The sequence below is a fragment of the Rheinheimera tangshanensis genome, from assembly GCF_014645135.1.
GTDB classification, from domain to species: Bacteria; Pseudomonadota; Gammaproteobacteria; order Enterobacterales; family Alteromonadaceae; genus Pararheinheimera; species Pararheinheimera tangshanensis.
The window spans coordinates 270,676-294,690 of sequence record NZ_BMLH01000002.1 but is presented as its reverse complement, the minus strand read 5'-3'; the positions used below and the strand labels follow the sequence as shown (position 1 = coordinate 294,690).

22 protein-coding genes are annotated in these 24,015 nt (G+C 47.3%); 12 read left to right on the top strand and 10 right to left on the bottom strand.

Going from position 1 to position 24,015, the window contains the following annotated elements; translation table 11 throughout:
- Nucleotides 1-229: 229 nt before the first annotated feature.
- The gene (locus tag IEW88_RS05900) at nt 230-565 is read right to left on the bottom strand and encodes a YceK/YidQ family lipoprotein (protein WP_147903440.1); all 336 of its coding nucleotides are present in this window, start codon (nt 563-565) and stop codon (nt 230-232) included.
- Between the two features lie 457 nt (nt 566-1,022).
- Here IEW88_RS05900 and IEW88_RS05895 point away from each other — a divergent pair, with 457 nt between their 5' ends.
- The 6 genes from IEW88_RS05895 (at nt 1,023) to IEW88_RS05870 (ending at nt 9,644) form a co-directional block, all read left to right on the top strand.
- Nucleotides 1,023-1,406, top strand: coding sequence for a DUF1294 domain-containing protein (locus tag IEW88_RS05895; protein ID WP_082335656.1), 384 nt, complete (start codon nt 1,023-1,025; stop codon nt 1,404-1,406).
- Nucleotides 1,407-1,503: 97 nt separating this feature from the next.
- The gene (locus tag IEW88_RS05890) at nt 1,504-2,673 is read left to right on the top strand and encodes a dipeptidase (RefSeq protein ID WP_147903439.1); all 1,170 of its coding nucleotides are present in this window, start codon (nt 1,504-1,506) and stop codon (nt 2,671-2,673) included.
- Nucleotides 2,674-2,698: 25 nt separating this feature from the next.
- Nucleotides 2,699-6,019, top strand: a complete 3,321-nt coding sequence (locus tag IEW88_RS05885) for an MHYT domain-containing protein (RefSeq protein ID WP_147903438.1) — start codon at nt 2,699-2,701, stop codon at nt 6,017-6,019.
- The gene (locus tag IEW88_RS05880) at nt 6,019-6,999 is read left to right on the top strand and encodes a response regulator (protein ID WP_147903437.1); all 981 of its coding nucleotides are present in this window, start codon (nt 6,019-6,021) and stop codon (nt 6,997-6,999) included. The genes IEW88_RS05885 and IEW88_RS05880 overlap by 1 nt, the downstream gene beginning before the upstream one ends.
- Nucleotides 7,000-7,114: 115 nt before the next feature.
- Complete coding sequence (locus IEW88_RS05875; protein ID WP_147903436.1) at nt 7,115-9,043, top strand: alpha/beta hydrolase family protein; 1,929 nt, start codon at nt 7,115-7,117, stop codon at nt 9,041-9,043.
- Between the two features lie 61 nt (nt 9,044-9,104).
- Nucleotides 9,105-9,644, top strand: coding sequence for a hypothetical protein (locus IEW88_RS05870; protein ID WP_053423101.1), 540 nt, complete (start codon nt 9,105-9,107; stop codon nt 9,642-9,644).
- Between the two features lie 13 nt (nt 9,645-9,657).
- On the opposite strand, the gene IEW88_RS05865 is transcribed toward IEW88_RS05870, so the two are convergent.
- From IEW88_RS05865 to IEW88_RS05850, 4 genes are all read right to left on the bottom strand, one after another.
- Nucleotides 9,658-10,224, bottom strand: a complete 567-nt coding sequence (locus IEW88_RS05865; protein WP_147903435.1) for a GNA1162 family protein — start codon at nt 10,222-10,224, stop codon at nt 9,658-9,660.
- A gap of 119 nt (nt 10,225-10,343) precedes the next feature.
- Nucleotides 10,344-10,631 carry a cell division protein ZapA gene (locus IEW88_RS05860; protein WP_053423099.1) on the bottom strand — a complete coding sequence of 96 codons (288 nt, stop codon included), beginning with the start codon at nt 10,629-10,631 and terminating at the stop codon, nt 10,344-10,346.
- Nucleotides 10,632-10,633: 2 nt separating this feature from the next.
- Nucleotides 10,634-10,882, bottom strand: coding sequence for a hypothetical protein (locus IEW88_RS05855; protein ID WP_053423098.1), 249 nt, complete (start codon nt 10,880-10,882; stop codon nt 10,634-10,636).
- A 127-nt stretch (nt 10,883-11,009) separates the two neighbouring features.
- Nucleotides 11,010-11,204, bottom strand: coding sequence for an alternative ribosome-rescue factor A (locus IEW88_RS05850; RefSeq protein WP_053423097.1), 195 nt, complete (start codon nt 11,202-11,204; stop codon nt 11,010-11,012).
- A 281-nt stretch (nt 11,205-11,485) separates the two neighbouring features.
- Here IEW88_RS05850 and IEW88_RS05845 point away from each other — a divergent pair, with 281 nt between their 5' ends.
- The 3 genes from IEW88_RS05845 to IEW88_RS05835 all read left to right on the top strand — a co-directional run bounded on the left by IEW88_RS05845 (nt 11,486) and on the right by IEW88_RS05835 (nt 13,804).
- A complete protein-coding gene (locus IEW88_RS05845) occupies nt 11,486-12,037 on the top strand; it encodes a porin family protein (RefSeq protein WP_185148551.1) in 552 nt (183 codons plus the stop codon).
- A gap of 144 nt (nt 12,038-12,181) precedes the next feature.
- Entirely contained in the window at nt 12,182-12,835 is a 654-nt protein-coding gene (locus tag IEW88_RS05840) for a DsbA family oxidoreductase (protein ID WP_147903433.1), read from the top strand.
- Nucleotides 12,836-12,868: 33 nt separating this feature from the next.
- Nucleotides 12,869-13,804, top strand: coding sequence for a M14 family metallopeptidase (locus tag IEW88_RS05835; RefSeq protein ID WP_147903432.1), 936 nt, complete (start codon nt 12,869-12,871; stop codon nt 13,802-13,804).
- Nucleotides 13,805-13,867: 63 nt separating this feature from the next.
- On the opposite strand, the gene IEW88_RS05830 is transcribed toward IEW88_RS05835, so the two are convergent.
- Complete coding sequence (locus IEW88_RS05830) at nt 13,868-16,003, bottom strand: TonB-dependent siderophore receptor (RefSeq protein ID WP_147903431.1); 2,136 nt, start codon at nt 16,001-16,003, stop codon at nt 13,868-13,870.
- A 157-nt stretch (nt 16,004-16,160) separates the two neighbouring features.
- A complete protein-coding gene (locus IEW88_RS05825; RefSeq protein ID WP_147903430.1) occupies nt 16,161-16,502 on the bottom strand; it encodes an FKBP-type peptidyl-prolyl cis-trans isomerase in 342 nt (113 codons plus the stop codon).
- A gap of 126 nt (nt 16,503-16,628) precedes the next feature.
- Here IEW88_RS05825 and IEW88_RS05820 point away from each other — a divergent pair, with 126 nt between their 5' ends.
- Nucleotides 16,629-17,504 (top strand): substrate-binding periplasmic protein, encoded by an 876-nt coding sequence (locus IEW88_RS05820; RefSeq protein ID WP_147903429.1) that lies wholly within the window; start codon nt 16,629-16,631, stop codon nt 17,502-17,504.
- Nucleotides 17,505-17,506: 2 nt separating this feature from the next.
- Here IEW88_RS05820 and IEW88_RS05815 read toward each other — a convergent pair whose 3' ends face one another.
- On the bottom strand, nt 17,507-18,787 hold the full coding sequence (locus IEW88_RS05815; RefSeq protein ID WP_147903428.1) for a nitrate regulatory protein: 1,281 nt from the start codon (nt 18,785-18,787) through the stop codon (nt 17,507-17,509).
- Nucleotides 18,788-19,240: 453 nt separating this feature from the next.
- On the opposite strand from IEW88_RS05815, the gene IEW88_RS05810 reads away from it, so the two are divergent.
- Nucleotides 19,241-20,095, top strand: coding sequence for a formate/nitrite transporter family protein (locus IEW88_RS05810; protein WP_147903427.1), 855 nt, complete (start codon nt 19,241-19,243; stop codon nt 20,093-20,095).
- Between the two features lie 2 nt (nt 20,096-20,097).
- Entirely contained in the window at nt 20,098-21,810 is a 1,713-nt protein-coding gene (locus IEW88_RS05805; protein WP_147903426.1) for a bifunctional protein-serine/threonine kinase/phosphatase, read from the top strand.
- Nucleotides 21,811-21,832: 22 nt separating this feature from the next.
- On the opposite strand, the gene IEW88_RS05800 is transcribed toward IEW88_RS05805, so the two are convergent.
- The gene (locus tag IEW88_RS05800) at nt 21,833-23,029 is read right to left on the bottom strand and encodes an alginate export family protein (protein ID WP_147903425.1); all 1,197 of its coding nucleotides are present in this window, start codon (nt 23,027-23,029) and stop codon (nt 21,833-21,835) included.
- A gap of 96 nt (nt 23,030-23,125) precedes the next feature.
- Nucleotides 23,126-24,004: a uroporphyrinogen-III C-methyltransferase gene (gene cobA / locus IEW88_RS05795; protein WP_147903424.1), complete on the bottom strand. Its 879-nt coding sequence runs from the start codon at nt 24,002-24,004 to the stop codon at nt 23,126-23,128.
- Between the last annotated feature and the right edge of the window lie 11 nt (nt 24,005-24,015).

Below are 24,015 nucleotides of genomic sequence, written 5' to 3'. Positions count from 1 at the left end.
GCTCTTTGATTTAACTAATAAAACCCATGAAGTAAAATTATAGCTTTTATCGGCTCAGTGACTGATATTCCATCGTCTTCTCCGGTCGGTATTCGATCTGGCTTTAGCACGCTTGAGCTTTATCAGCACCTCTATCCTCAATTACAGCTCGTACCCTTTCATGACTACGAACCAGGGTTGCTACAGGTGCAGGCAGGCCACTTGTACGGCACGATAGTAAAAACACGCTTTAGCGTACTACTTTAAGTGAACCATCCTTCAGCTGACGGCTGATAGTGTAAGGCAAAGCCAGGGTATCAGTGACAGCGCAAAGTAGTGTATCTATAGCCCAGACAGGTACGTCCGCCGCAGTGGTATAGCTGGTTTTATTTGGCTCGCCATACATCAGGCAAAAGTTATGTGAAACTCCGCTATAAATCCGGGGAATAGAGCGGCAATAACTTTTCTTGTCGTTGTAGCTGATGCTGACTTTACCCTGATCAGGAGCCAGAGTTTTGACCGTACCACAACCAACGAAAAACAGGGTTAGCGTGAACAGGCTAAGAGCGTGGATCTGTTGTTTCATTTAATTTCCTTTTATTAACTATATTGAATTTGCCAGCTCTAAAGCACCTGCCCAAAAAACCAGCAACAGCGCCGTCTCTGTGCCTGCTTTTTACACAACCATGGTCGATATTGATAACTTCAGTTAAAGCACCTCCCACTTCAATTACATTTTTTACCATTCATTAACCTTATTCCAACTGTTCCTGTAAGACCATCCCAAAAAAAGGGAGCTCTGCTGGATAGATCAGAGCTGCTAAATGCAAACAAAGCGCAGCGGGTAGTAGTCAGAGAGTTCATAGAGTTTTCCATTCAGAGACGCACAGAACGAAGTCTGGTTGGAGTGAAACATATCTTCAGAAAAAACAATAACAAAGAACTCTGGTTCAGCAGCATTTCAGCTAGTATTCTTTAGAGTCAACAGGCTTTATAACCTCTTTGCTCTGAACTCTTATCAAAGGCTTCCAAAGGATCAGTCCATGCAATCGAATACCAGCACTTTACGCTTTAGTTTAAAACTCAGTATTGGCCTTTTTGTGCTGCTGACCTTGTGGTTGCTTTATCTGGACTGGCAATTATTAGTACCGGCCTGGTTGAAATATGTATTCTTGTTGATCAACGCTGTGGCCTTGTTTGGTTACTGGCGCGATAAAAAAGCGGCGGAACAACAGGCTTGGCGCACTCAGGAAAGCACATTGCTGTTATTAGGTTTAGCGGGTGGCTGGCCAGCAGCTTTTGTCGCTCAGCACTGGTTGCGGCATAAAAACCGTAAAGTCAGTTTTCAACTGCTGTTCTGGCTGACGGTCTTACTCAACACTTCAGCTCTGTATAGCTTATGGTTATCTGGCTGGTTGCTGCCATAACAGCAAAAACTGCGACCAGATAGCTATACCCAAAGCACAAAGCGCGATAGATTAAGAAAAAAATAACTGCATTGCAGTGAAAACTATCGAGGGATCTATGCGCTTTACTCTACTTAGTATCAGTTTAATAGCCGCTTTGAGTTTGCAGTCTCAGGCCGCGGACTTCACGCAACAAGCGAATAAAATCGCCCAAAATACGCTTATTATCGACACTCACATCGACGTGCCTTACCGTTTATATGACGACTGGGAAGATGTGACCAAAGCCACCAAAAGAGGTGAATTTGATTACCCCCGCGCCAAAGCCGGTGGTTTAAATGCGCCTTTTATGTCGATTTATATTCCATCCTCTTATGAGAAAAAAGGTGGCGGTTATTTGCTGGCGAACCAATTAATCGACAATATGGAAGCTTTGGTAGGCCGCGCGCCGGATAAATTCGCCATGGCCTACAACAGCGCCGATTTAGCCAAACACTTTAAAGAAGGCAAAATATCTTTAGCCTTGGGGATGGAAAACGGCACGCCCATTGAAGGTAAATTGGAAAACCTGCAGCACTTTTATGACCGGGGTATTCGTTACATCACCCTCGCTCACTCTGAAAGCAATCATATAGCCGACTCCAGCTACGATTTACGCCGACAATGGAAAGGTTTAAGCCCTTTTGGTAAAGAGCTGGTGAAAGCCATGAATGAAACCGGAGTGATGATTGATATCTCTCATGTGTCTGACGATGCCTTTTATCAGGCCGTTGCGATCAGTAAAGTACCGGTGATCGCCTCTCACTCTTCATTACGCGCTTTTGTGCCGGGTTTTGAGCGCAATATGGACGATGACATGATCAAGGCGCTAGCGAAAAACGGTGGTGTGATCCAAATTAACTTCGGCTCGGCTTTTGTCGTTTCAGCAGCCAATCAATGGGGCTTGCAGCGGGACGGTGCGTTTAAAGCCTCAGGCCAAACCGATAAAGACGCTTTTACGGCAGAGTATAAAAAGAAAAATCCTTATCCATTTGCCTCTTTAGAAAAGGTGCTCGACCATATCGACTATGTAAAAAATCTGGTCGGCATCGACTATGTCGGCATAGGCTCTGACTTTGATGGTGTAGGTGATTCCTTACCTGAGCAGTTAAAAGATGTCTCTATGTACCCTAACCTGATCCGTGGCTTATTAGAGCGTGGTTACACAGAGCAAGACATTGAAAAAGTACTGTCCGGCAATACATTGCGGGTTTGGCGTGCTGTAGAGGATTATGCAGCTAAACATTAATACAGCGTAGTAAGAGGTTAAAGTAATGGATTGGTTACGTCAGTTGTTCGAACACCCGGCCGATCCATTACTGCTTTGGGGTAGTTACGATCTCAGTTTGGTGCTACTGTCGTTTTTAATAGCTGTGTTTGCTTCTGCCATGGCGATGCAGGTGACAGCTCAGGCCATCAGTGTCAGTAAAAGGTCGTTGCGCCTGATGATGCTGGGAAGTGGCAGTATCGCTCTTGGCGGCGGTGTCTGGTCGATGCATTTTATTGGCATGCTGGCTTTTACCTTATGCACAGACGTCAGTTATCACTTCGGTATTACCGCTTTGTCCATGCTGCCCAGTATTGCTGCCTCCTGGGTCGCGCTGGATCTTATTAGTAAAAAACACCTTAGTCTGCCTCAGCTGTTGCTCGGAGGGCTGCTGGTAGGCGCGGGCATAGGTACTATGCACTATGCCGGTATGGCCGCAATGCAAATGTCAGTGGCGTTGCGTTATGACTTAGCCATCTTTTTACTCTCTATTCTGGTGGCTGTTGTACTGGCTATTCTCGCTCTTTGGATCCGCTTTGGCTTAAAACGCTTAAATCTGGCCCCCCACTGGCTGACGCTATTAAGTAGTGTAGTGATGGGCGCTGCTATCAGTGGCATGCATTACACCGGCATGGCGGCGGCACGTTTTGTTCCGCCAGCAGGTTTTCAGCCAGACTATCAGGCCGGTGAACTCCCTATGGTGCTGGCGATGGGCATCACCTTTACCACTTTGCTGCTCAGCAGCTTAGTGGTCGCTATAAATCTGTTATTGAAGTACCGGGAAGCCAGCGCAGCGGCCAAAACCAACGCAAGCCGTTTGTTGGCGATGATGGACACAGCAGTCGATGGCATAGTCACTATTAATACTCAGGGGTTGATCCAGGGCATGAACAAAGCCGCTGAAAAAATTCTTGGCTGGACTCAGGCAGAGTTGCTGTATAAAAACGTCAATATCCTCACTCCCGCTGCTATCCGCCCTGATCACGACTCCTACTTAGAGAACTACCTGCGTACAGGCGAAGCGAAAATTATAGGGGTAGGCCGTGATGTGGAAGCTGTGCATAAAGATGGCCATACTGTGCCGGTGCGACTGGCGATAGGTCATGCCAAATTACCGGATGAAGACATTTTTGTCGCTTTTATCACTGATATCAGCAGCCGCCTGCAGATGGAACAGGCATTAAAAGAAAACGAAGAAAAATTCCGATCTTTAATTGGCAATATCCCAGGAGCTGCCTATCGCTGCCTGTTCAATGAAAACTGGGATATGGTGTTTATCAGTGACGCCATTGAAACCTTGTCCGGCTACCCCGCCAGTGATTTTATGCTGCCCTCTCCCAAACGCAGCTGGTCTGATGTAGTGCATCCGGATGACAGAAGCACCACTACTCAACTGGATTTATATCAGGGGCATTTCACTATTGAGTACCGGATCAGGCACAAAGATGGCTCCATCCGTTGGATATTGGAATATGGCGAGGCCATTAAATCTGCACAAGATGAAATAGTCTGGCTGGACGGTTTTTTGATGGATATCAGTCAGCGCAAGCAGATGGAAGTGGAGTTGCTGCAGGCAAAAAACAAAGCGGAGCTGGCCGCCGAAAGTCGCAGTGCCTTTCTGGCCAATATGAGCCATGAAATCCGCACGCCAATGAATGCCATTATTGGCTTCAGCGACTTGTTATTAAGCTCAGATTTGTCTTCTGAACAGAAAAAACATCTGGCCACTATTCATGGTTCAGCCCATTCATTATTGCATTTACTCAACGATATTCTCGACAGCGCTAAGCTGGAAAAAGGCAAACTGGAGCTGGAATTGCAGGATTTCTCTTTGCCTGCCGTGCTGGATGCCGTGGTGTCCACTTTGTGGCTTCAGGCGCGGAAAAAGCAGCTGGAGTTAAAGCTGGAGCTTGACCCGCAACTGGGTGAGTTCTATTACGGCGCGCCAGATCGGCTACGTCAGGTGCTCACCAATCTGATTGGTAATGCGATTAAATTTACCGATCAGGGCTCGGTACAGGTTCGGGTTAGCCCCACAGCACAGCAACACATTAGATTCAGTATTAAAGATACCGGCATAGGGATAGCAGCCGATCGTTTACCACATATTTTTGATGCCTTTACTCAGGCCGACGCCTCCATGAGCCGTCGTTTTGGCGGCACAGGTCTTGGCACCACCATCAGTAAACAGCTGGTCGAACTGATGGGCGGACAGATCACAGTGCAAAGCAGCGAAGGGGTTGGTAGCTGTTTTGAATTCAGTCTGCCACTGAAGGAGGGTAAAGCCAGTACTGCACAGCAACAAGGTTATGTACCCGCCCTGCCTGCGCTGAACGTGCTGATTGCTGATGATATTCCACAAAATCTTGAATTGCTGAAACTGCTGCTACAACGAGCTGGTCATCAAGTGGTAGCAGTAACTGACGGCATCGAAGCGGTTCAGACAATGCAACAACAGCAGTTTGATTTGGTATTGATGGATATCCAGATGCCACATTTGGATGGTTTGAAAGCCTGCCAACAAATCCGGCTGTGGGAGCAACAACAGAACAAAACCCCGTTACCCATTATTGCTTTAACAGCCAGCGTGCTGGATGACGACAAAACCGCAGCGAAGGAAGCAGGAATGCAGGGCTTTGCCAGCAAGCCGATAGATTTTGCCGCTTTATGTTTTGAAATCGCAAGGGTGCTGGCTATTGAAGTCCGGGAGCCTTTGTCACTGCAGGTACAGACAACCTCCTCCGATCTATTAGTGAATGTACCCAAAGCGCTACAACTTTGGGGCAATCTGGCAACCTATCTGCCCCAACTGCACGCTTTTTTGCAGCAACAAAGGCAAACAGTGCTGCTCGCGTTAGAACAGCTGAACTGTGGCGATTATCAAGCCGTACAACAACAAGCTCATGCTATCAAAGGCGTCAGCGCGAATTTAGGTCTGGATCCGCTGAGCAAAGCCTGCGCCGAACTCGAACAAGCGGCACGGCAGCAGCAACAGCAACGAGCCAGAGAAGTCCTGGAAAAAATTCTGGGCTGCTGGCCTAAGTTTGAAGCCGAATACCAAAAGCTGCTGTCTGACCAACCTGCAGTACCAGAGGATCAGGTGCATCCACTGAATGATCAGCAACTGACTTCTGTGTTAAGTACATTACAACAGTCGTTATTGCACCATGAACTGGACGATCAAGGTATAGAGCAGTTGTCTCACTACAGCGGCGAACACCAGCCTATGATTCTAAAGCTACTGGATGCCATCAACGATTTTGACTTTAGTCTGGCCCTGCAACTGCTACAGCAGTTACAACAAAAGTTGGGTGGAGAACAGCTCTGATGACAGAAAAACAAAGCTTGTTACTGGTCGATGATGAACCCACCAATTTAAGAGTGCTGCGCACTGTGTTGCAGGAGCAATACCGTTTATTGTTTGCCAAAAGCGGCGAAGAAGCCTTACAGCTGCTGGAAAAGGAACACGCGGATTTGATCCTGCTGGATGTCATGATGCCAGGCTTAACAGGTTTTGATGTCTGTGCCCGCTTAAAAGCCAACCCGCTTACCTGTGCTATTCCGGTTATTTTTGTCACTGCCTTAAAAGATGAGATGGATGAAACCAAAGGCTTTGAAGTAGGAGCTGTGGATTACATCACCAAACCTATCAGCCCTGCCGTAGTGCGGGCCAGGGTAAAAACTCATTTGTCTTTGGTGCAGGCACAGGAGTTAAAACAAACCCGGCTGCAGGTGATCCAAAGGTTAGGCCGCGCTGCTGAATACAAAGACAATGAAACGGGCCTACATGTGATGCGGATGAGTCACTATGCGCAGGTACTGGCACTGGCATATGGCTTTAGCGAACAAAAAGCCGAAGACTTACTGCATGCTGCTCCTATGCACGATATAGGCAAAATAGGTATAGCCGACAGTATTCTGCTCAAACCTGGCAAGCTGACAGTTGAAGAATACCAGGAGATGCAAAAGCATCCACTGATAGGGGCAGAGATCATTGGTGACTGCGAATCTGATTTACTAAAAATGGCCAAAGCTGTGGCTTTGTATCACCATGAAAAATGGGATGGTACTGGTTACCCTTTTGGCTTATCCGGCGAACAAATTCCCATCGAAGCCCGTATTGTGGCTTTGTCTGATGTGTTTGATGCGTTAACCAGCGCACGGCCTTATAAGCAGGCATGGACTATTGAAGCTACGCTGCAGCACATCAGAGCGCAAAAAGGCCTGCACTTTGAACCTGTCCTGGTTGATTTACTGGAACAAAATCTGCAGCAAATCCTTGAAATTAAACAGCGCTGGGCTGAGTAGCTCACTTGAGTCTGCTGCGCTGATACCGTACATTGATGAAGCACGCTACAGTTCTGATCAACAGGCAGTAAAGGCAGAGCTGGTTGAAAACTACATCAATAAACAAGGACTTTGTATGAAGCACACTCCCCTTTACCTGGCGCTTTTTGCCAGCAGTTTACTACTCAGTGCCTGTGATAAAACAGCAAAAACCGATACCACCACTGTAGCTGCAGAGGCTGCACTGGACAGCAAAATGGCCGCAGTTCCTGCATACACGCCAGCACAGTTTTATGCCACCAAGTCCTATATGGGCAACGACATTAACCACAAAGCTGACGCGCTATTGGTGGCGTCCGATGAAACAGGTGTATTTAACCTGTACAAAGTCAGTCTGGATGGCAAAACCTGGACGCCGCTGACCCAATCGACCACCGAATCTATGTTGCCTGTAGGTTGGTTTCCGCAAGATGACCGCGTGCTCTACAAAGCTGATCAGGGCGGGAACGAACTACATCATGTCTATGTGCGGGAACTCGATGGCTCAGTCAAAGACTTAACACCGGGTGACAAACACAAAGCCGAATTTGTCGGCTGGACTGATGACAATAAATTCTGGCTGATGACAAACGAACGTGATCCTAAGTTTTTTGACTTGTACAGCTACGATAGCAGCAACTATCAGCGCACTTTGGTCTATCAAAACAATGAAGGCTACGACATTGGCGCGTTAAGCGATAACGGCCGTTATGTAGCGCTATCCAAAGAGCGTACCAATGCAGATAACAACCTGTATCTGCTCGATTTGCAAAGCACGGACAAAACACCAGTACATATCACCCCGCATCAGGGCAATGTGTCGCATGGCATTTATGGTTTTAGCCGCGATAATAACCAGCTGATTTTCGGCTCAGACGAAAAATCAGAGTTTAGCGAAGCTTTTGCTTACAACATTAATGAAAAGGCCGTACAACCCTACAGCAAAGCCGACTGGGACATTATGTACATTGGCTTTAGCAAGGATAATAAATACAAAGTCGAAGCAGTAAACGCCGATGCCTCTACCCTCATCAGCATCACTGAACTTGCCACAGGAAAAGCCCTGCAGTTGCCCGAGCTGCCTGCCGGTGATTTACGCGGCGTGACTTTTTCTGATGACAGCCAGTATTTAAGCTTCTACGTCAATGCCGACAACAGTCCTTCGAATTTATTTGTCTGGAAATTATCTGAAACTAAAGCAGAGCGTTTAACTCAGGCACTGGATAAAGCCATAGATGAAAATGTGCTGGTAAAAAGTGAAGTGGTACGTTTTCCGAGCTTTGACGATTTAGCTGTGCCTGCACTGCTGTATAAACCGAAGCAAGCCAGCAGCACTGCTAAAGTTCCGGCTTTGATTTGGATCCACGGCGGCCCGGGCGGACAATCACGCACTGGCTACAGCCCTGCGATTCAACATCTGGTGAATCAAGGCTATGCGGTGTTGGCCGTCAATAACAGAGGCTCCAGTGGTTATGGTAAAACCTTCTTCCATCTGGATGATTTAAAACATGGCGAACACGATTTGCAGGATATTGTCTACGGTAAAAAGTACCTGCAATCATTGGATTGGGTGGCCACCGATCGCATTGGCGTGATGGGCGGCAGCTACGGCGGCTACCTGACCATGGCAGCTATGGCATTTACCGATGAGTTTAAAGTGGGTATCAATATTTTTGGTGTCACCAACTGGGTTCGCACCCTAGAGAGCATTCCAGCCTGGTGGGAATCCTTTCGCGAGTCCTTATATGCAGAACTGGGTGACCCGGCCAAAGATGGCGAACGTTTACGCCGCATTTCACCGGTGTTCCACGGTGATAAGGTGAAAAAACCAGTGCTGGTGGTGCAAGGTGCTAATGATCCCCGGGTATTGCAGGTGGAAAGTGATGAAATGGTAGCGGCTATTCGAGCTCAGAATGTACCTGTTGAGTATGTGTTATTCCCGGACGAAGGCCACGGCTTTATGAAAAAGGAAAACCGTATTAAAGCGCAGGAGGCTTATTTAGCCTTTTTACAAAAATACCTGTAGCATTTAACAAAGCAGGGGGCAGGCATAGAGCTCAGCCCCCGTTAACAACAACTTGAGTCTTATGAAAACCTATTCCAGCTTTGTTTTGATCAGCAGCTTGTTATTAACCTCTTGTGCTATGCCACGCTACACGGAGCGGCTGCAGCAACCTATGCCTTTACCTGAAGGCGAATGGACTGTGACTCAGAGTAATCCAAATGACATGGAAAATGTCACAGAAATACGCTGGCAAGCGGTGGATTCAGACAACTATGTGCAAAGTTTTGTGTTTGAGCAACAGCCCAACAGCGATCTGATGAAAACCAAAACTATTGATGATCAACAAGGTCAGCGCAACTGTGATGAGCTGTTTGATAGTCAAATCTTAAGTACAGAGCCGGTCAATGGCTATCCGGCTTTGGTCTGGGTGTCTGAATGTAAAAGCAAAAACGGCGCTTATTCCAAAATTCTGCATAAATCCATTGCCGGAAAACAGTCGCTTTATGTGTTTAACAAAGTTTGGCGCAGCTTACCTTTGCAAACCGAATGGGATTTATGGCTGGATTACACCCATAAAATTCAGGTCTGCGATAGCAACAGCAAAAGTCAGCCTTGCAAATAACTCCATTCTCAATTCAGCGATTAGCCGCCAGAACTTCCGGAAAGTTTGAAAAAGCTTGTTTGGTCACCACACTGGCGCGATTTTCGTAAGCCGTAGAGGCTGCAAAAAATGCTCTGTGGATCAGTTCAGACAGCATATCGCCGCCCAGAAACAAATGGGTTTTAGTGTATTTGTCCTGATGGCTCCAGAGTTCCTGATCGGATTTCGTCGACACCAGTTTAAACTCAAGCTCCAATACTGATTCAGCAGCGATCACAGCTGAGTAATCCTTGTTCCAACGCTGAACATCAACATAAAGAACAGCATCAACATCTGTCAATGCAGGGACTTCCGTCAGCTGGCGTTGTTTAGCATCTACAATTTCAAAGCCGTGCTCTGCGACAATGTCCGGCACTTCCTTGTCAAAAGCCTGTACCAATTCGGCAGGCACGGCATCACCACCATGCACTACTATCATCAGTTTTTTTGGCGTTTCTTTATACAGCTGAGCGTATTTTTGCTGATGCTCTGCGGTTGAACTACAGCCGCTGAGTAGCGCCAGAGTAAGAGCAGCACTTAACCAGAGATTCGCTTGTTTCATAGGGTCCTTCCTTCTCAGTCAATACAGGTTCTGTTGCGCCTGTAACTTACGGGCTTGATCACTAACTCTCATTCTGGCTGAGGCATCTGAACCAAAACTTAATCAGTTCAATAAACTGTTCATTTTTTAGCTTCGATTAACGCCATTAACTTCACCAAACGCTGCTGACATTCCTCTAACTGTGGGCTTTGTTGTGTTACCAGTTGCTGCCCCATATTTAAGGCGGCCAGCACTATGCTTTGTTCCATCGACAAATGTCCGGCACCCTGCCGTACCTGTGCAATTTTGCTATTGAGCAGCCGCGCAGACTCCTGCAACCCGGCTTGTTCATGCAAAGAGCAGCGCAACCAGTATTCCCGACCGGCTATCACTACTTTTTGCTCAACGACCAATGGCTGCTTTAACATGGTCAGGCCGACAATTGCTGTTCAAACAACGCCGTTAATTGCTGCAGCTTTTGCTGCGCCCGTTGCTTTTGATCATCCGATTCCATCGCATGCAACTGCAGGGTTTCCAGCTGGTCTGTGCTTTTTTTCAATTCCTGCTGCAACTGCTGCTCTTTTTGACCCAGTTGCTGTACTTGCGCTGTGAGCTGTTGATTCTCCGAAATTAATTTCTGAATTAACTGCTCTAACTTGCTGAATTCGGCTTCAAACATAAAATTCCCTTAATGCATTAGTGGGTTGAAAATTAGCTATCACAAGTGAGTCATTGCTTACCTGCAAAGGCAGAATGAACCTGAAGGGTTGAACCTGAGCTGAATAATAAGAAGGGAATGAATAAATTTAGCGGATGACACCAACAAAAAGGGCAGAGTGATCACACTTCTGCCCTTGTTTAAACTTCTGGCGGCTGTAGGAGCCTTTACCTTTTTTCGCTTTCACCACCTGCATCTGAAATAACTTGCTGGTGACTAAAGCTTTGAGTGCATTATCCCGGATCTCACCGCGGCCATGCTCAGCCGTTGTCTTTTTTGCCATAAGGCCTCCTGTGTAAAAAACGCGCAAAGTGTAGAGCCAAAACTCAAAGGAGTAAATCGCTGGCACTGATTTATTTTAGCTTCATCGGCTTTGTCATAAAGCAACTCATCCAAGCCAGAAGAAGCCATGGAGTACAGATAGCCAACAATGAGCAGCAGTACTGAGCCAAAAATCGTTAATCTCTGGTTCACAATAATTAACATAAATTCATCCAGGTCCTCTGATGGACAACTGGTATGCCCGGGAGGCCTACAGCGTTATCTAATTATTTAAGGAAAAATATGTTAAAAAAAATTGCAGTAGCATTGATGGGTTTAAGCTGTTCAACGGCCGTATTTTCGGCTCAGGCGGAACAACCTCTCTATTTTGGTGCTCAGTACAGCCAGCAAAGTGTTGATGATGCCGACTGGGATTTTGGTTTGGTCTCTGGTGTGGCTGGATATAAGTTTAATGATATTTTCGCCATTGAAGGCCGTTTCGGTGTGGGAGTGCAGGATGAAGAGTATTCAGGAGCATTAACCCGAGTCAAACTAGGCATAGATAACAGCTATTCAGTGCTCGGTAAAGCATCCTGGCCGTTGCTGGAAACCTTATCTTTTTACGGTATCGCTGGTTTTAATAAAACCAAATACGACATCAACATCAATGATGAAGACGGCATACTGGACGACAGTCATAGTGAAGATGGTCTGATTTATGGCGCAGGCGCTGAGTTGCGTATTACTTCTAATCTGAGTATCAATTTTGAATACGCTGTCTTACCTGAATTAGGCGATGACGAAGACAACTTAGATGTAGACAGCCTAAGCGCTGGTATTACCTATCGTTTCTAGCTTTATGACTCCCCAAGGCGGATCATGTCGCCTTGGGGTTCAAGTTGAACACCGTCGGACTTGCGACAAAAATCCGTTTTAGTCTTGATATTCCCCGGCATGGTAACCAGATCCAACTTAATTCCCGCTGATTCAGGATCTGTGATGAAAAACCTGCATATAGATTTAGTTTCCGATATTGCCTGCCCCTGGTGCGCCATAGGTTATGCCCGGCTTGAAAAAGCCATGGACAGTATCAAGGACAAAGTTAGCGTCAGTATTCAGTGGCGCGCCTTTGAACTTAATCCGGATCCAAACTTAATCCCTGAACCTATTCTGCCTGCGCTGAGTAAAAAATATGGTCGCAGCGAAGCGGAAATGCGGGCGAATCAGGATTCGATGATCAAGGTTGCGACTGATCTTGGGCTGAACTTCGATAAAATGCAGCAACGCTTTACCTGCAATACCTTTGATGCACACCGTCTGGTGAAATGGGCTGCGGCTTTTGATAAACAAACCGCGATGAAACAGGCCTTATTTGAAGCATACTTTGGTTTTGCCGACGATGTATCCAAAGCTGAAGTTCTGCAACAGTGTGCGGAAAAAGCAGGACTTAATGCAGAGGAAGCGTTAACAGTGCTGCAATCAGATCGGTTTGTTGATGAAGTCCGGACCGAAGAAACTCAGTATCAGCAAGCAGGCATCAGTTCAGTACCGGCTTTTGTCATCAATCAGCGGTACTTAATTTCCGGTGCTCAGGACCCAGCTACCTTGGCGGCGAGCTTGCTACAGATTGCCGATGAAATGACCACTGAATAACAACAAACTCATATAAAACAAAAAAGGTGCGGTATGACCAGCCCAAACAAAGACTTTATTTATCACATAGGCACTGTCGGCACCCCTTGGGGCGAAGCGGAAAAACAGCAGTGGCTGAGTGAACAACAGATCAAACGTAGCTATAAAGACGAAGTAGTGACAGCACTGCAGCAATCGTTGCCTGATACAGCGGAACTGCTGACTTACGGTACTCTGGATTACAGCGCTTTTGATTTACCCACCTATGAGCTCTTTGCAGTTCGCAGCAAAAACTGGCAAGAGGGTAAACCTGTAGTGCTGGTGACTGGCGGTGTGCATGGTTACGAAACCAGTGGTGTACAAGGTGCATTAAAATTTATTAAAGAACACTTCAATGACTACAGCGACAAAGTAAACCTCCTTGTTTTACCTTGTATCAGCCCCTGGGGTTATGAAACCATCAACCGCTGGAACCCAAAAGCTGTAGATCCGAACCGCTCTTTTGGCGCAGAAAGTCAGTCCGATGAAGCCACGCAAGCCATGGCTTTTGTCCGTCAACACAGTGGTGAGATTCTGGTGCATATCGACCTGCATGAAACCACAGATTCGGACAACAGTGAATTCCGCCCAGCCAAAGCCGCCCGCGACGGCACTGTGAATCACAACTGGAATATTCCCGATGGTTTTTATCTGGTCGGTGATAGCAACAAACCGGAAGCTGAATTTCAGCGCGCTATTATCGAAGCAGTACAAAAAGTCACTCATATAGCCGAAGCGGACGAACAAGGTTGTCTGATCGGTGAAAAGCTTGTCCAGTTTGGTGTGGTGAATTATCCGAAACGTGCTTTGGGTTTATGTGGTGGTATGACAGAGGCTAAATTTGTCACGACCACTGAGGTCTATCCGGATAGCCCGAAGGCCAGCCCAGAGCAATGCAACGCGGCTCAGGTGGCGGTGATTTGTGCAGGTGTGGATTACGCTTTAGCCTGATAAAATTAGGGTCAGATCACATTAGTTACGCATAACTTATGTGCTCTGACCCTATTTTAGTTTTTAGAACGAGTAAGTCGCGCCTAAAGTGAAGTTACGTGGAGTGCCATAGCCATATTGGTCAAAGAAACCAATCTGGCTGTAGTAAGTTTCATCAAACAGGTTGTCGACGTTAAACTGTACAGACAGCTGTTCTGTTACTTCATAACGAGCCATCAGACTAACCAGGCTAAATGAATCCTGTCGCAGAATTTTTGGCGCTGTGCCGCTGTACTGCTTATCTTCCCAGCTGATGCCACCACCAATAACTAAACCTTGTAACTCATTAGTAAAATCATAGGTTGTAAAGAGGTTCAGTTTTTTACGTGGATGGTCGGTATTCACTTCAGTACCAGCTGCGTCTTCGGCTTTAAACTGAGAATAGCCAGCAGAGATATTCCAGTTGTCCATTAACTGGCCTATCACTTCCACTTCAAAACCTTCACTTTCGACCCCCTGAGCCGCACGATACATAGTTTGTGGAGGTAAACCATCGACGGGAGGGAATGTGCCAATAGCCTGAGCCAGATTGTCTTGTTCCACTTTAAAAACGGCTACTGCGGTTTGTACTGCGCCATCCAGGAAAGAGCTTTTTAAACCTAATTCAGTGTTAGTGCCTTCCAATGGGTCAATAAACTCACCAGAAGCGACACGGGCATTTTGTGGTTTGAAGATTTCAGTCTGACTGATATAAGCGTTATGGTTTGCATTCAGCTGGTACATTAAACCAGCGTAAGGTACAAACACGCTGTCATCGCCGTAGTTTTCAACAACACCGTAATTTACACCAGTGCGCTCCCACTTCGACAAACGACCACCGGCAATCAGTTTTAAATCGTCAGTCAAAGATAAACGAGTTGCCGCATAGTAACCATCCTGCTCTGTTTCTAAATCAACAGCCACAGCTGGAGAAGCAGAGAAGGTCGGCTCGGGATAGCTGCTACCTGTCCATTCATAAAAATTGCCTACAGCAGTAAAAGCTGAAGTCTGAGCAAAAGTCACAGTTTCGGCCTCTTGCTTACTGTTTAATACTCCTACGACAAACTCATGACTCTGACCTAAAAGCTGGTAATCCCCTTTTAACTGCAGATCTAAGCTATTTTGCGTGCTCACTCCCGAGCTTTTGTAAGGGAATGAACTTAACCCTAAGCCAGTTGTTTTGTCCGGGTTACCTGACAGATACAACAATTGAGTATCTGCAGTATTTTGCGTCTGATTGAAACTGGCTTTTGCCTGCCAGCCATTTGAGAAGTTATGCACCAGATTGGCAAAATTGTTCTCGTTGGTAGAGGCCCAATAGGTCCAGTCTGCGGCAGAAGTAATGCTTCTGTCCCAATTAGTTGCAGTGCCATCGCTAAACCAGGCAGCTAACCCACCCCAGGTTGAACCTTTTGGGTCGTTATCCTGATAGCTAGAACCAAAACTCACAGAAGTTTGTTGCGTTAAATCAGCATCTACTACCCCATAAAGCACAGTTTTGTCGTCTTCAGGGATATCCATAAAGCTGTCGCCAACTTCTTTTTTCGCGACTAAACGTACACGTACATCACCTTCAGCATCTAAACCCGTCGATACATCCGCTGTGATAAATCTGTTACTCCAACGGCCAATACCCGCATTCACATAACCTTTCAACTCAGCTGAATTGGCGTGTTTACGCACCAGGTTGATAGAAGCAGAAGGATCACCAGCACCAGTCAGCAAACCTGTAGCACCGCGCACTACTTCAATACGTTCATATATCGATACGTCCGTGATGGTTTCGCCTGAATCTCCGGCTAAAGACCAGGCTAAAGGCACACCATCAATCTGATATTTATCAATATCAAAACCACGGGCGCTGAAGGTATTACGAGTCGTATCCAACTGTTTAGCCGACACACCGACAGTCTGGCTAATCACTTCATTGATACCGCTGAAGCCCTGGTCGATAATGCGCTGAGAAGTAATAACACTGACAGATTGAGGGGTTTCAAATAAAGACAAACCTAAACCAGTAGCCGTATCAATGTTTTCGTTAACAGTGTAGTGCCCTGTGACCGAAATCTTTTCAATTTCTTTTTCAGCTTTGTCATCTGCTGCCTGAACAGCACCCACCACACAAGCCAATTGCACAGCCAATACCACTGGCAGCTTTCTGAATTTCTGTTGTAACGCCATGATTACCCCCCCAATAAAATTGAGCGAATAATACACTAATACGAATTGTTATCAACTAGATTTAGATAAACAACGGGGTAGTCAGGGTATCTCATGTAAGTGGTTTCAAATTTATAACCTACTTGATAACCCAAACCTAGCTACTCAGAGATGAATGTCAGTCATCTCTGGTCAGCACTTCCAGCAGTTCTATCTCAAAAATCAGGTTTGAATTCGGCGGTATCATAGTGCCAATCTGGCGCTCACCATAAGCCAAATGTGCTGGCACCCATAACTTACGTTTGCCACCGACCTGCATGCCTTTTAAGCCTAAAATCCAGCCCTGAATCACTCTGTTATTGCTCAAAATACAACGAAAAGCTTCACCTCTTTTATGGGAGGAATCGAACTCTGAACCATCTTCCAGCCAGCCTCGATAATGAGCTGTGATTAAAGCCCCGCGTTCAGCTGCTTTGCCTTCGCCCACCACCACATCTTCAATTTTTAATTCGTCAGTCATCTCTTCACCCCCTTCAACTTTTGCTGCTGATTATAATCGGCAAAATAACATCAGCAGAAGACAGCCGACTAACCTTGTCGCTGAAATGTTCTATAGTTTCAGAAGCAACGCCATGGAGTGCATAAGATGTCTGTGATGATGGCCCGGTTCTATCCCCTAGTCTGTTTCATTTTTCTGCTGCTACCCTTTTTAAGTGGCGCTCAGCCACAACAAGTGATCTACTCCTGGCCTATGTCCATGTTGAGTGATGTCCGTGGCAGCTATCCGATTGCCTTGTTGCATCTGGCGATAGAGAAATCCGGTACTGACTATCAACTGGTGCCAAGCGGCCAGGTGATGACCCAGCACAGAACCTTGCGCCAGTTGGGTTCGAATAACGGTTTGGATGTGGTCTGGACTATGACCTCTCCGGAACGGGAAAAAGAGTTGCGGCCTATTCGTATCCCCATAGACAGAGGCTTAATAGGCTGGCGTTTATTGCTTATCCATCAGGACAATGAACAAAAAATTCAGCAACTGGACGAAAGGCAGTTAAAAAACAGTCCCTCAGTGCAGGGCAGCGACTGGCCTGATTACCCTATTTTAAAAGCCAATCATTTTCGGGTATTAGGCAGCGGCGACTTTGATTCGATGTTTAAAATGCTCAAAGCCAGGCGTATTGATTATTTCCCTCGCTCCATCACCGAGATCTGGCCAGAATTGCAACAAAGACCAGGCATGTCTTTGGCTGTAGCACCCAAATGGGTGTTAAATTACCCGGCTGCTTTGTATTTTTTTGTACAAAAAGACAATATCGAACTGGCCAATGCCATTGAGATCGGGCTGCTGCGCGCCATTGAAGATGGCAGTATGCAGCAACTGTTTTTACAACACTTCAGCAGCGCCATACAGCAGGCCGACTTAAAATCCAGAACTGTGATTCAATTAACCAATCCCATTCTTCCCGCTGAAACTCCGTTAAAAAACAAAATGCTCTGGTTTGATCCTCAGCTAGGTTATTGAAACTAAGTATTCACCGGCTTTAACGCTTTTACCACCGCATCAGCTATCTCGGCAATACGACACTGTTGCTTCATGGCACTTTGTTGTAACTGGCGATAGGCCTGCTCTTCGGTCAGCTTTTTATACTGCATCAGTAATAACTTAGCGCGGTCTATCAGCTTTTGTTCAGTGATAGCACGGCGGGCATCGGTCAGCTCAGCATGCATCTGGCGAATATGTTGCGACTGTTCGGATAACAGCTGATAGAAAGATCGACTTGGCGCCTGAACACTTTGCTCACCGACAGGTTGCGGCAACACAGAAGCGCCATATAAACCCGGCATACTGGAGTCTATCAGTAAGGTTAGGCCTGAACTGGCAGGCAGCCCTGCTAATTCGGTCAGTTTGGACTGATGGTGCTGCAGTTGTTGCTGTGCTGCATCTACAGTGGCTGAAGTCAGTTGCTGTAATTGAGCGGTCAATTCCGCCTGCAATAAGTGCATGGCATCCATTCGTTCAGTCGCAAACTGATACCAAAGATCACTGACCGCAGGCACTGGAGCTTTAGTACCTGCCAGTTGTCGGATCATAGCTCTGAGTTGCTGCTGTTGTTTGGCTGCTGTGGCCTGCTCCAGCAGATGCCACTGCTGCTGTTGCTCCGTGGTGGCAAATTCAAGAAATACAGCAGAGCTATGCTGCTGCGCCTGTTGCAGCAATAATAAACGCTCCGCTAACTCAGTGCTCAGTTGACCAGAAGCCAGACCCATAGCCCCCCAGGCGCGTTCCTGTCCGGCATATTCTTTGGTTTGCAGTAAATTAAATAAAGCCACCAGCTGACGGCTAATAGCAGCGTCACAAGATAAATCGGCAGACTCAAGCACCACGGCCAGCCAGGCGGCAATTAAGCGGCTATAGGCTTCAGTCGACTGTAATGCTGTGCATTGCTGTTTACCCACCTGTTCGCGTAACTCAGCCAGATGATCCATACCTTGCAGCGCCAGACAGACTCCGCTTAATAAACGACTACTGTTGCACGATTCAGTTGCCTGCAGATACTGAGCTGTGAGTTGACTGCGTAGCTGTTGCTCTGCTTTTGTGCTGTGCACCAGCTGCTGCTGACGCTGTAATGCAAACAACTCAGAACCAGATGCCAGAAAAATATTGCTGATACCACGCTCACGCTGCAACTGATGGACCAGCTCACTGATACGGGTCACCAGCAAACAAGTCTCTGAAAGCTGCTGCAGCGCTTTGATTTCCGCCTGTTTGGCGGCCAGCAGAAACTGAGCTGTCGGATGATTCATGGGCTGCCCTGGGTTGCAGATAGTCCCATACTCTAGCAATGCTTATTCCATACCCTTTATATCAGCCCGCAGCCCCTACCCATACTGGATTGCTGGCAAAAATCGACTTGGTTTTCTCATGCAGCAGAAAGCAGTAACGCCCCGTAATAGTGCATAAAATGCACAACAATGGCACCTCTCTGTCGCACTAACCCAAGCACAGCCTCGCAAAAGCTAAGCAAAATCAAGGCATTGATATAAAAACCTCTGCTGGCATTAAAGTTGCTCAGTGAAATAGGCAGAGGTGCTCTACACCTCCGAACATAGAAACACTAAGCACTACCCATACAAAAATGATATTCAGGACAAAGGCGTCCCGAGATCGGCTGGCAACAGCATGATCCGGACGCCTTTTTTGTTTTCAAAAAACACAACCTGAACAAACCAACAGCAACAACAGGAAGAGGTGAAGCTATGGCTTATTTAGTACCAGCCGAATTTGTGACCAAAATGGTCGATGCCGGCGAATCCAAAATTTTTATGTCGACCCGTGATACCTTGATCCGCTCTTATATGGCCGGTGCTATTCTGGCTTTGGCAGCGGTATTTGCAGTCACAGTAGCAGTCCAGACCGGCTCCTTTTTAGTCGGTGCCATGCTGTTTCCGGTCGGTTTTATTATGTTGTACCTGATGGGGTTCGACTTACTGACAGGTGTGTTTGTATTAACGCCACTGGCTCTGCTCGACCGTCGCCCTGGTGTCACAATACAAGGCATATTACGCAACTGGGCTCTGGTGTTTAGCGGTAATTTCCTTGGGGCTTTAACTGTGGCCGCCATGATGGCTTTTGTCTTGACCATGGGCTTTCATCTGGAACCAGACGCCGTCGGACAAAAACTGGCTGGTGTAGGTGAAGCCCGTACTTTAGGTTATGCCGAACATGGTGTAGCTGGCTGGATGACTATATTCCTGCGGGGCATGTTATGTAACTGGATGGTGTCTATGGGGGTGGTTGGCGCAATGATTTCCACTCATGTCAGCGGCAAAGTGCTGGCGATGTGGATGCCTATTATGTTGTTCTTTTTTATGGGTTTTGAGCACTCAGTGGTCAATATGTTTTTGTTCCCTTTTGCCATGATGATGGGCGGTGATTTCTCTGTGATGGATTATCTGATCTGGAACGAAATCCCAACGGCTTTAGGCAATCTGGTCGGTGGTTTAGCCTTTACCGGTTTAACCCTGTACAGCACTCACTATAAAACAGCACCCAAACGTCAATTGGCCCCGAAACCAACAGAAAGCACGGCAGCTGCTTTGGCCAAAGCCTGATCATGCTGTTGTCAGCCTCCTTACAAGTCTCGATAGGCCAGCATTCTGTTGCTGGCCGTAAGGCGTTAAATCAGGACAGTTTTGGCGCTTATCTGCCGAAAGAGCCGGAACTCAGCAGCAAAGGCATCACCTTGGCAGTAGCAGATGGCATCAGCACCAGCACTGTCAGCCAGATTGCCAGTGAAACTGCGGTAAAAAGCTTTTTGGACGATTATTACTGCACCAGCGACGCTTGGTCAGTGCCTCATGCCGCCTTACAAGTGCTTAAAGCCTGCAATAACTGGTTGTATGCGCAAAGCCGTAATGGGCCTTTTGGCTCAGATCCAGACAAAGGTTATGTCTGTACTTTTAGTGCCTTAATCTTAAAACAGCGCCATGCCCATTGGCTGCATGTGGGGGACAGCCGGATTTACCTGCTGCGCAACCAGCAACTGGAGCAACTAACCAGAGATCAGCGTGTCTGGCGTGGCAGCAGCAGTTATTTAAGTCAGGCGCTTGGCGCCGGCGCTGTGCTGGAACCGGATTATCAAAGTATTCCTTTGCAGCAGGGGGATTTGTTTTTACTGGCGACAGATGGTTTGTTTGAGGTGTTGCCAGAGGCTCAGTTGATCACCTTACTGGAAGCTGAAGCAGATTTACCTCTGCTGGCTTTGCAACTAACCGAAGCTGCTTTAGCAGCAGGTAGCCAGGACAATATCACTTTGCAATTGGTGCGTATTGATGAGTTGCCTGCAGACAGCATTTTACCTCTGTGTTTGGATCAGCAATTGCCTTTGCCACCCATGCTGCAAACAGGAGATATGCTGGATGGCTTGCGAGTGATAAGACCGCTACAACAAAGCAGTCGCAGCCATGTCTATCTGGTGCAGAATACAAATACAGAGCAGTTGCTGGTACTGAAAGCTCCATCCACAGATTTAGCCGAACAGCCGGATTATCTGGAGCGGCTGATGCGCGAAGAATGGATAGCTAAAAGAGTCAACAGCCAGCATGTCATGCGTTCAGCCAGTATCAACAGGCCCCGCACTGCGCTTTATACCTTATTTGAGTATGTCGAAGGCCAGACTTTAAAACAGTGGCAACTGGACCATCCCACCCCTACTTTGGAACAAGTGCGGGGTATTATTGAACAGCTGGGCAAGGGTCTTCAGTCGCTGCATCGCAGTGAGATCCTGCATCAGGATATTCGTCCAGACAACCTAATGATCACACCGCAAGGCATAGTGAAAATTATCGATTTTGGTGCTGCCCGGCTGGCTGGCTTGCAAACCGATGACGAAGTAGCAGGTGACATTCCAGGTACAGCCTTGTACACAGCGCCTGAGTATTTTTTAGGCCTGGCAGGCACAGAACGGTCGGATTTATATTCGCTGGCAGTGCTTACCTACCAACTACTGTCCGGCCGTTATCCTTATGGCGCTGATGTCGCCCGTGCCAAAAGTGTTAAAGCCCAGAAAAAACTGCGTTATCAGTCAGTGTTAAGTAAAGACAGCGAACTGCCAATCTGGCTGGATCTCACCTTAGAAAAAGCGCTGCACCCCGACCCGAATAAACGTTACCAGGCTTTGTCTGAGTTTTTATACGACTTGCGCCACCCCAATGCTGAGTTTCAAAAGCCATTGAGCTTAATTGAGCTGCATCCGCTTTGGTTCTGGCAATGTATTTGTGTATTGCAAAGCTTAGTGATCCTCTGGTTAATGGCTGCCGCGAATTAAACGGACAGCCATTTCACTTGCTTTAATACTTAGCCAACCACTGTAACCAGAATTTGCTGGTGTCTGTATGCAATGAATTCGCCTGATAATCCGCATATTTCAGCAAGACCGCGTGCTGAGCATTCAGGTTATAACTCAGCTGTAAATCCAGCTCTTTGCCATAATCCGCCTCATCTTCCGCCGCATCCAGCCAATGATAAAAGGCCATCAACTCCAGCTGGTCCAGTTTATAACCCAGTTTCAGATACTTATCTTCAATGCCGTTGGCAGGGGTAGTGAGAAACTTATCAGCAAAACCCTGAAACTTATGCAAAGTAGCCAGCGGTGTAGCAAAACCTATGCTGTTGTCAGAACCCAAGACTTCAACCCCAAGCCCACTTTGCCATTGGTCCAGCCAAAGATTAGCTTCCACAGTCCAGTACTCTGCGTCGTAGGAATTTGGGTTATCGCCTGCATCCTGCTGGCGGGCGTAAGAGCCATACAGCATATAACGGCTGCTTTGGGACAGCACCTGACTGTACTGATAATCCAGCCCCAGCGTTTGATTGGAGACTAAAAGCGCATCGTCAAATTCCATCTGATACACAAAGACGCCGAGCTGATGGTTAGAGTTGGGCTGATAACGTAGATCCAGCAAATGTAAATCCGAACTCCAGTCGCCTTGTGGGCTTTTACTGCCAAGGACCCGGTTCACTTTACTACTGTAGCTGTAATCTAGTTTGAGTTCAGAAGACAAACTAGCCTGATAACGCACTGCATCAAAAGTCTGTTCGTTCTGGCGCCAGCCTACACCACCAACAAAACGCTCATTGGCTAAGTTAATACGCTGGCGGCCAACTTTTAGTGTCTGCTCACCGCTTTGATACATTACAAAAGCCTGATTTAAATCAGCACCAGCAGGGTCTGCCACCAGCGGATAAGTCGTTTTGCCATTGATACTGTCGTTGTAGTTTTTATCCCCTATCGCAGCGACATAATCAAATTCGCCACCTGCTGACCAGCCATGACTGAATTGTTGCGTCAGACTAAAGCGAGACAACAGCGTGCTGGCCAAGGCATTTTCGGCCAGGCCATCCTGATCCACAGCTTCCAGCCGGTAACGGAATAACATCTTTAGTTCTGGTGCAGTGAAAGCGCTGGAAGCAGTTTCAGCAGCACTGACTGAAACTGCAGTGCAAGCGGCCATTACAGCCAAAGCGGGTAAAGAGTAACAACGCATACAAATTCCTTCTGTTGAGGCTAATTTTTGGCAAAGCTTCGCCTGCCAGCGCTTTAAAGCAGCCAGAGGGCAAAACGAATCGAGTTTTACGAAGGGTTAGCTGGTCACAGTGAGCTGTTGCAACAAGCTCAAATCCACTGTCATCCGCTGTTTCAGTACCTCGCCCACCACAATTAGGGTTGGGCCTGTGAGTGGATGCGCAGCAAGACGTTCGGTGATATCCGCCAAAGTGCCCTGCAACTGAGTTTGCTGAGCAGTGCTCACCTGATCCAGCAGCGCTATAGGGGTATGATCCGGCCAGCCAACTGACACTAAACCGGCACACAATTGCTGCAAGCGATTCAGCCCCATATAAACCACCAAAGTGGGGTTAGAACCATTGGCTCTGTACTGATAACCAGACCAGTCGGGTTGTTTGGCAGGATCAGCAAACTGCGCCGTTAAAAACTGCACTGAAGTAGCACAACCCCGGGCAGTCAGCGGAATACCGCAATAAGCCGAAGCAGCGCAGGCGCTGGTGACGCCTGGCACTATCGCAAAAGCAATACCTGCCTGTTCTAGCGCTGCGGCTTCTTCCGATACCCGGCCGAAAATCGCTGGGTCGCCACCTTTGAGCCGCACCACTAAACCAGCTTGCTGGCCATATTCCACAAGCAGCTGGTTAATCTCTTGTTGTGGCATGGCATGACGGCCGGCTCTTTTGCCGACAAAAACTTTTTTGCAGCGCCGTGGCGCTATTGCCAACAACTCAGCCGACACTAAAGAGTCAAACAACAGCACATCAGCCTGTTGCAATAAACGCTGGGCTTTGACTGTGAGTAGTTCAGGATCACCAGGCCCTGCGCCTATCAGCACCACCTGGCCTTTGCCCTTTGGTTTTTGTTGCTCTGAATCAGCCGCTTCGCCTTTCCAGTTCCAGCCTGATAGCCATTGCGCTGTCAAAGGTGAACGCAATAAATTACTGATTACACTCATGTTGCTACCAC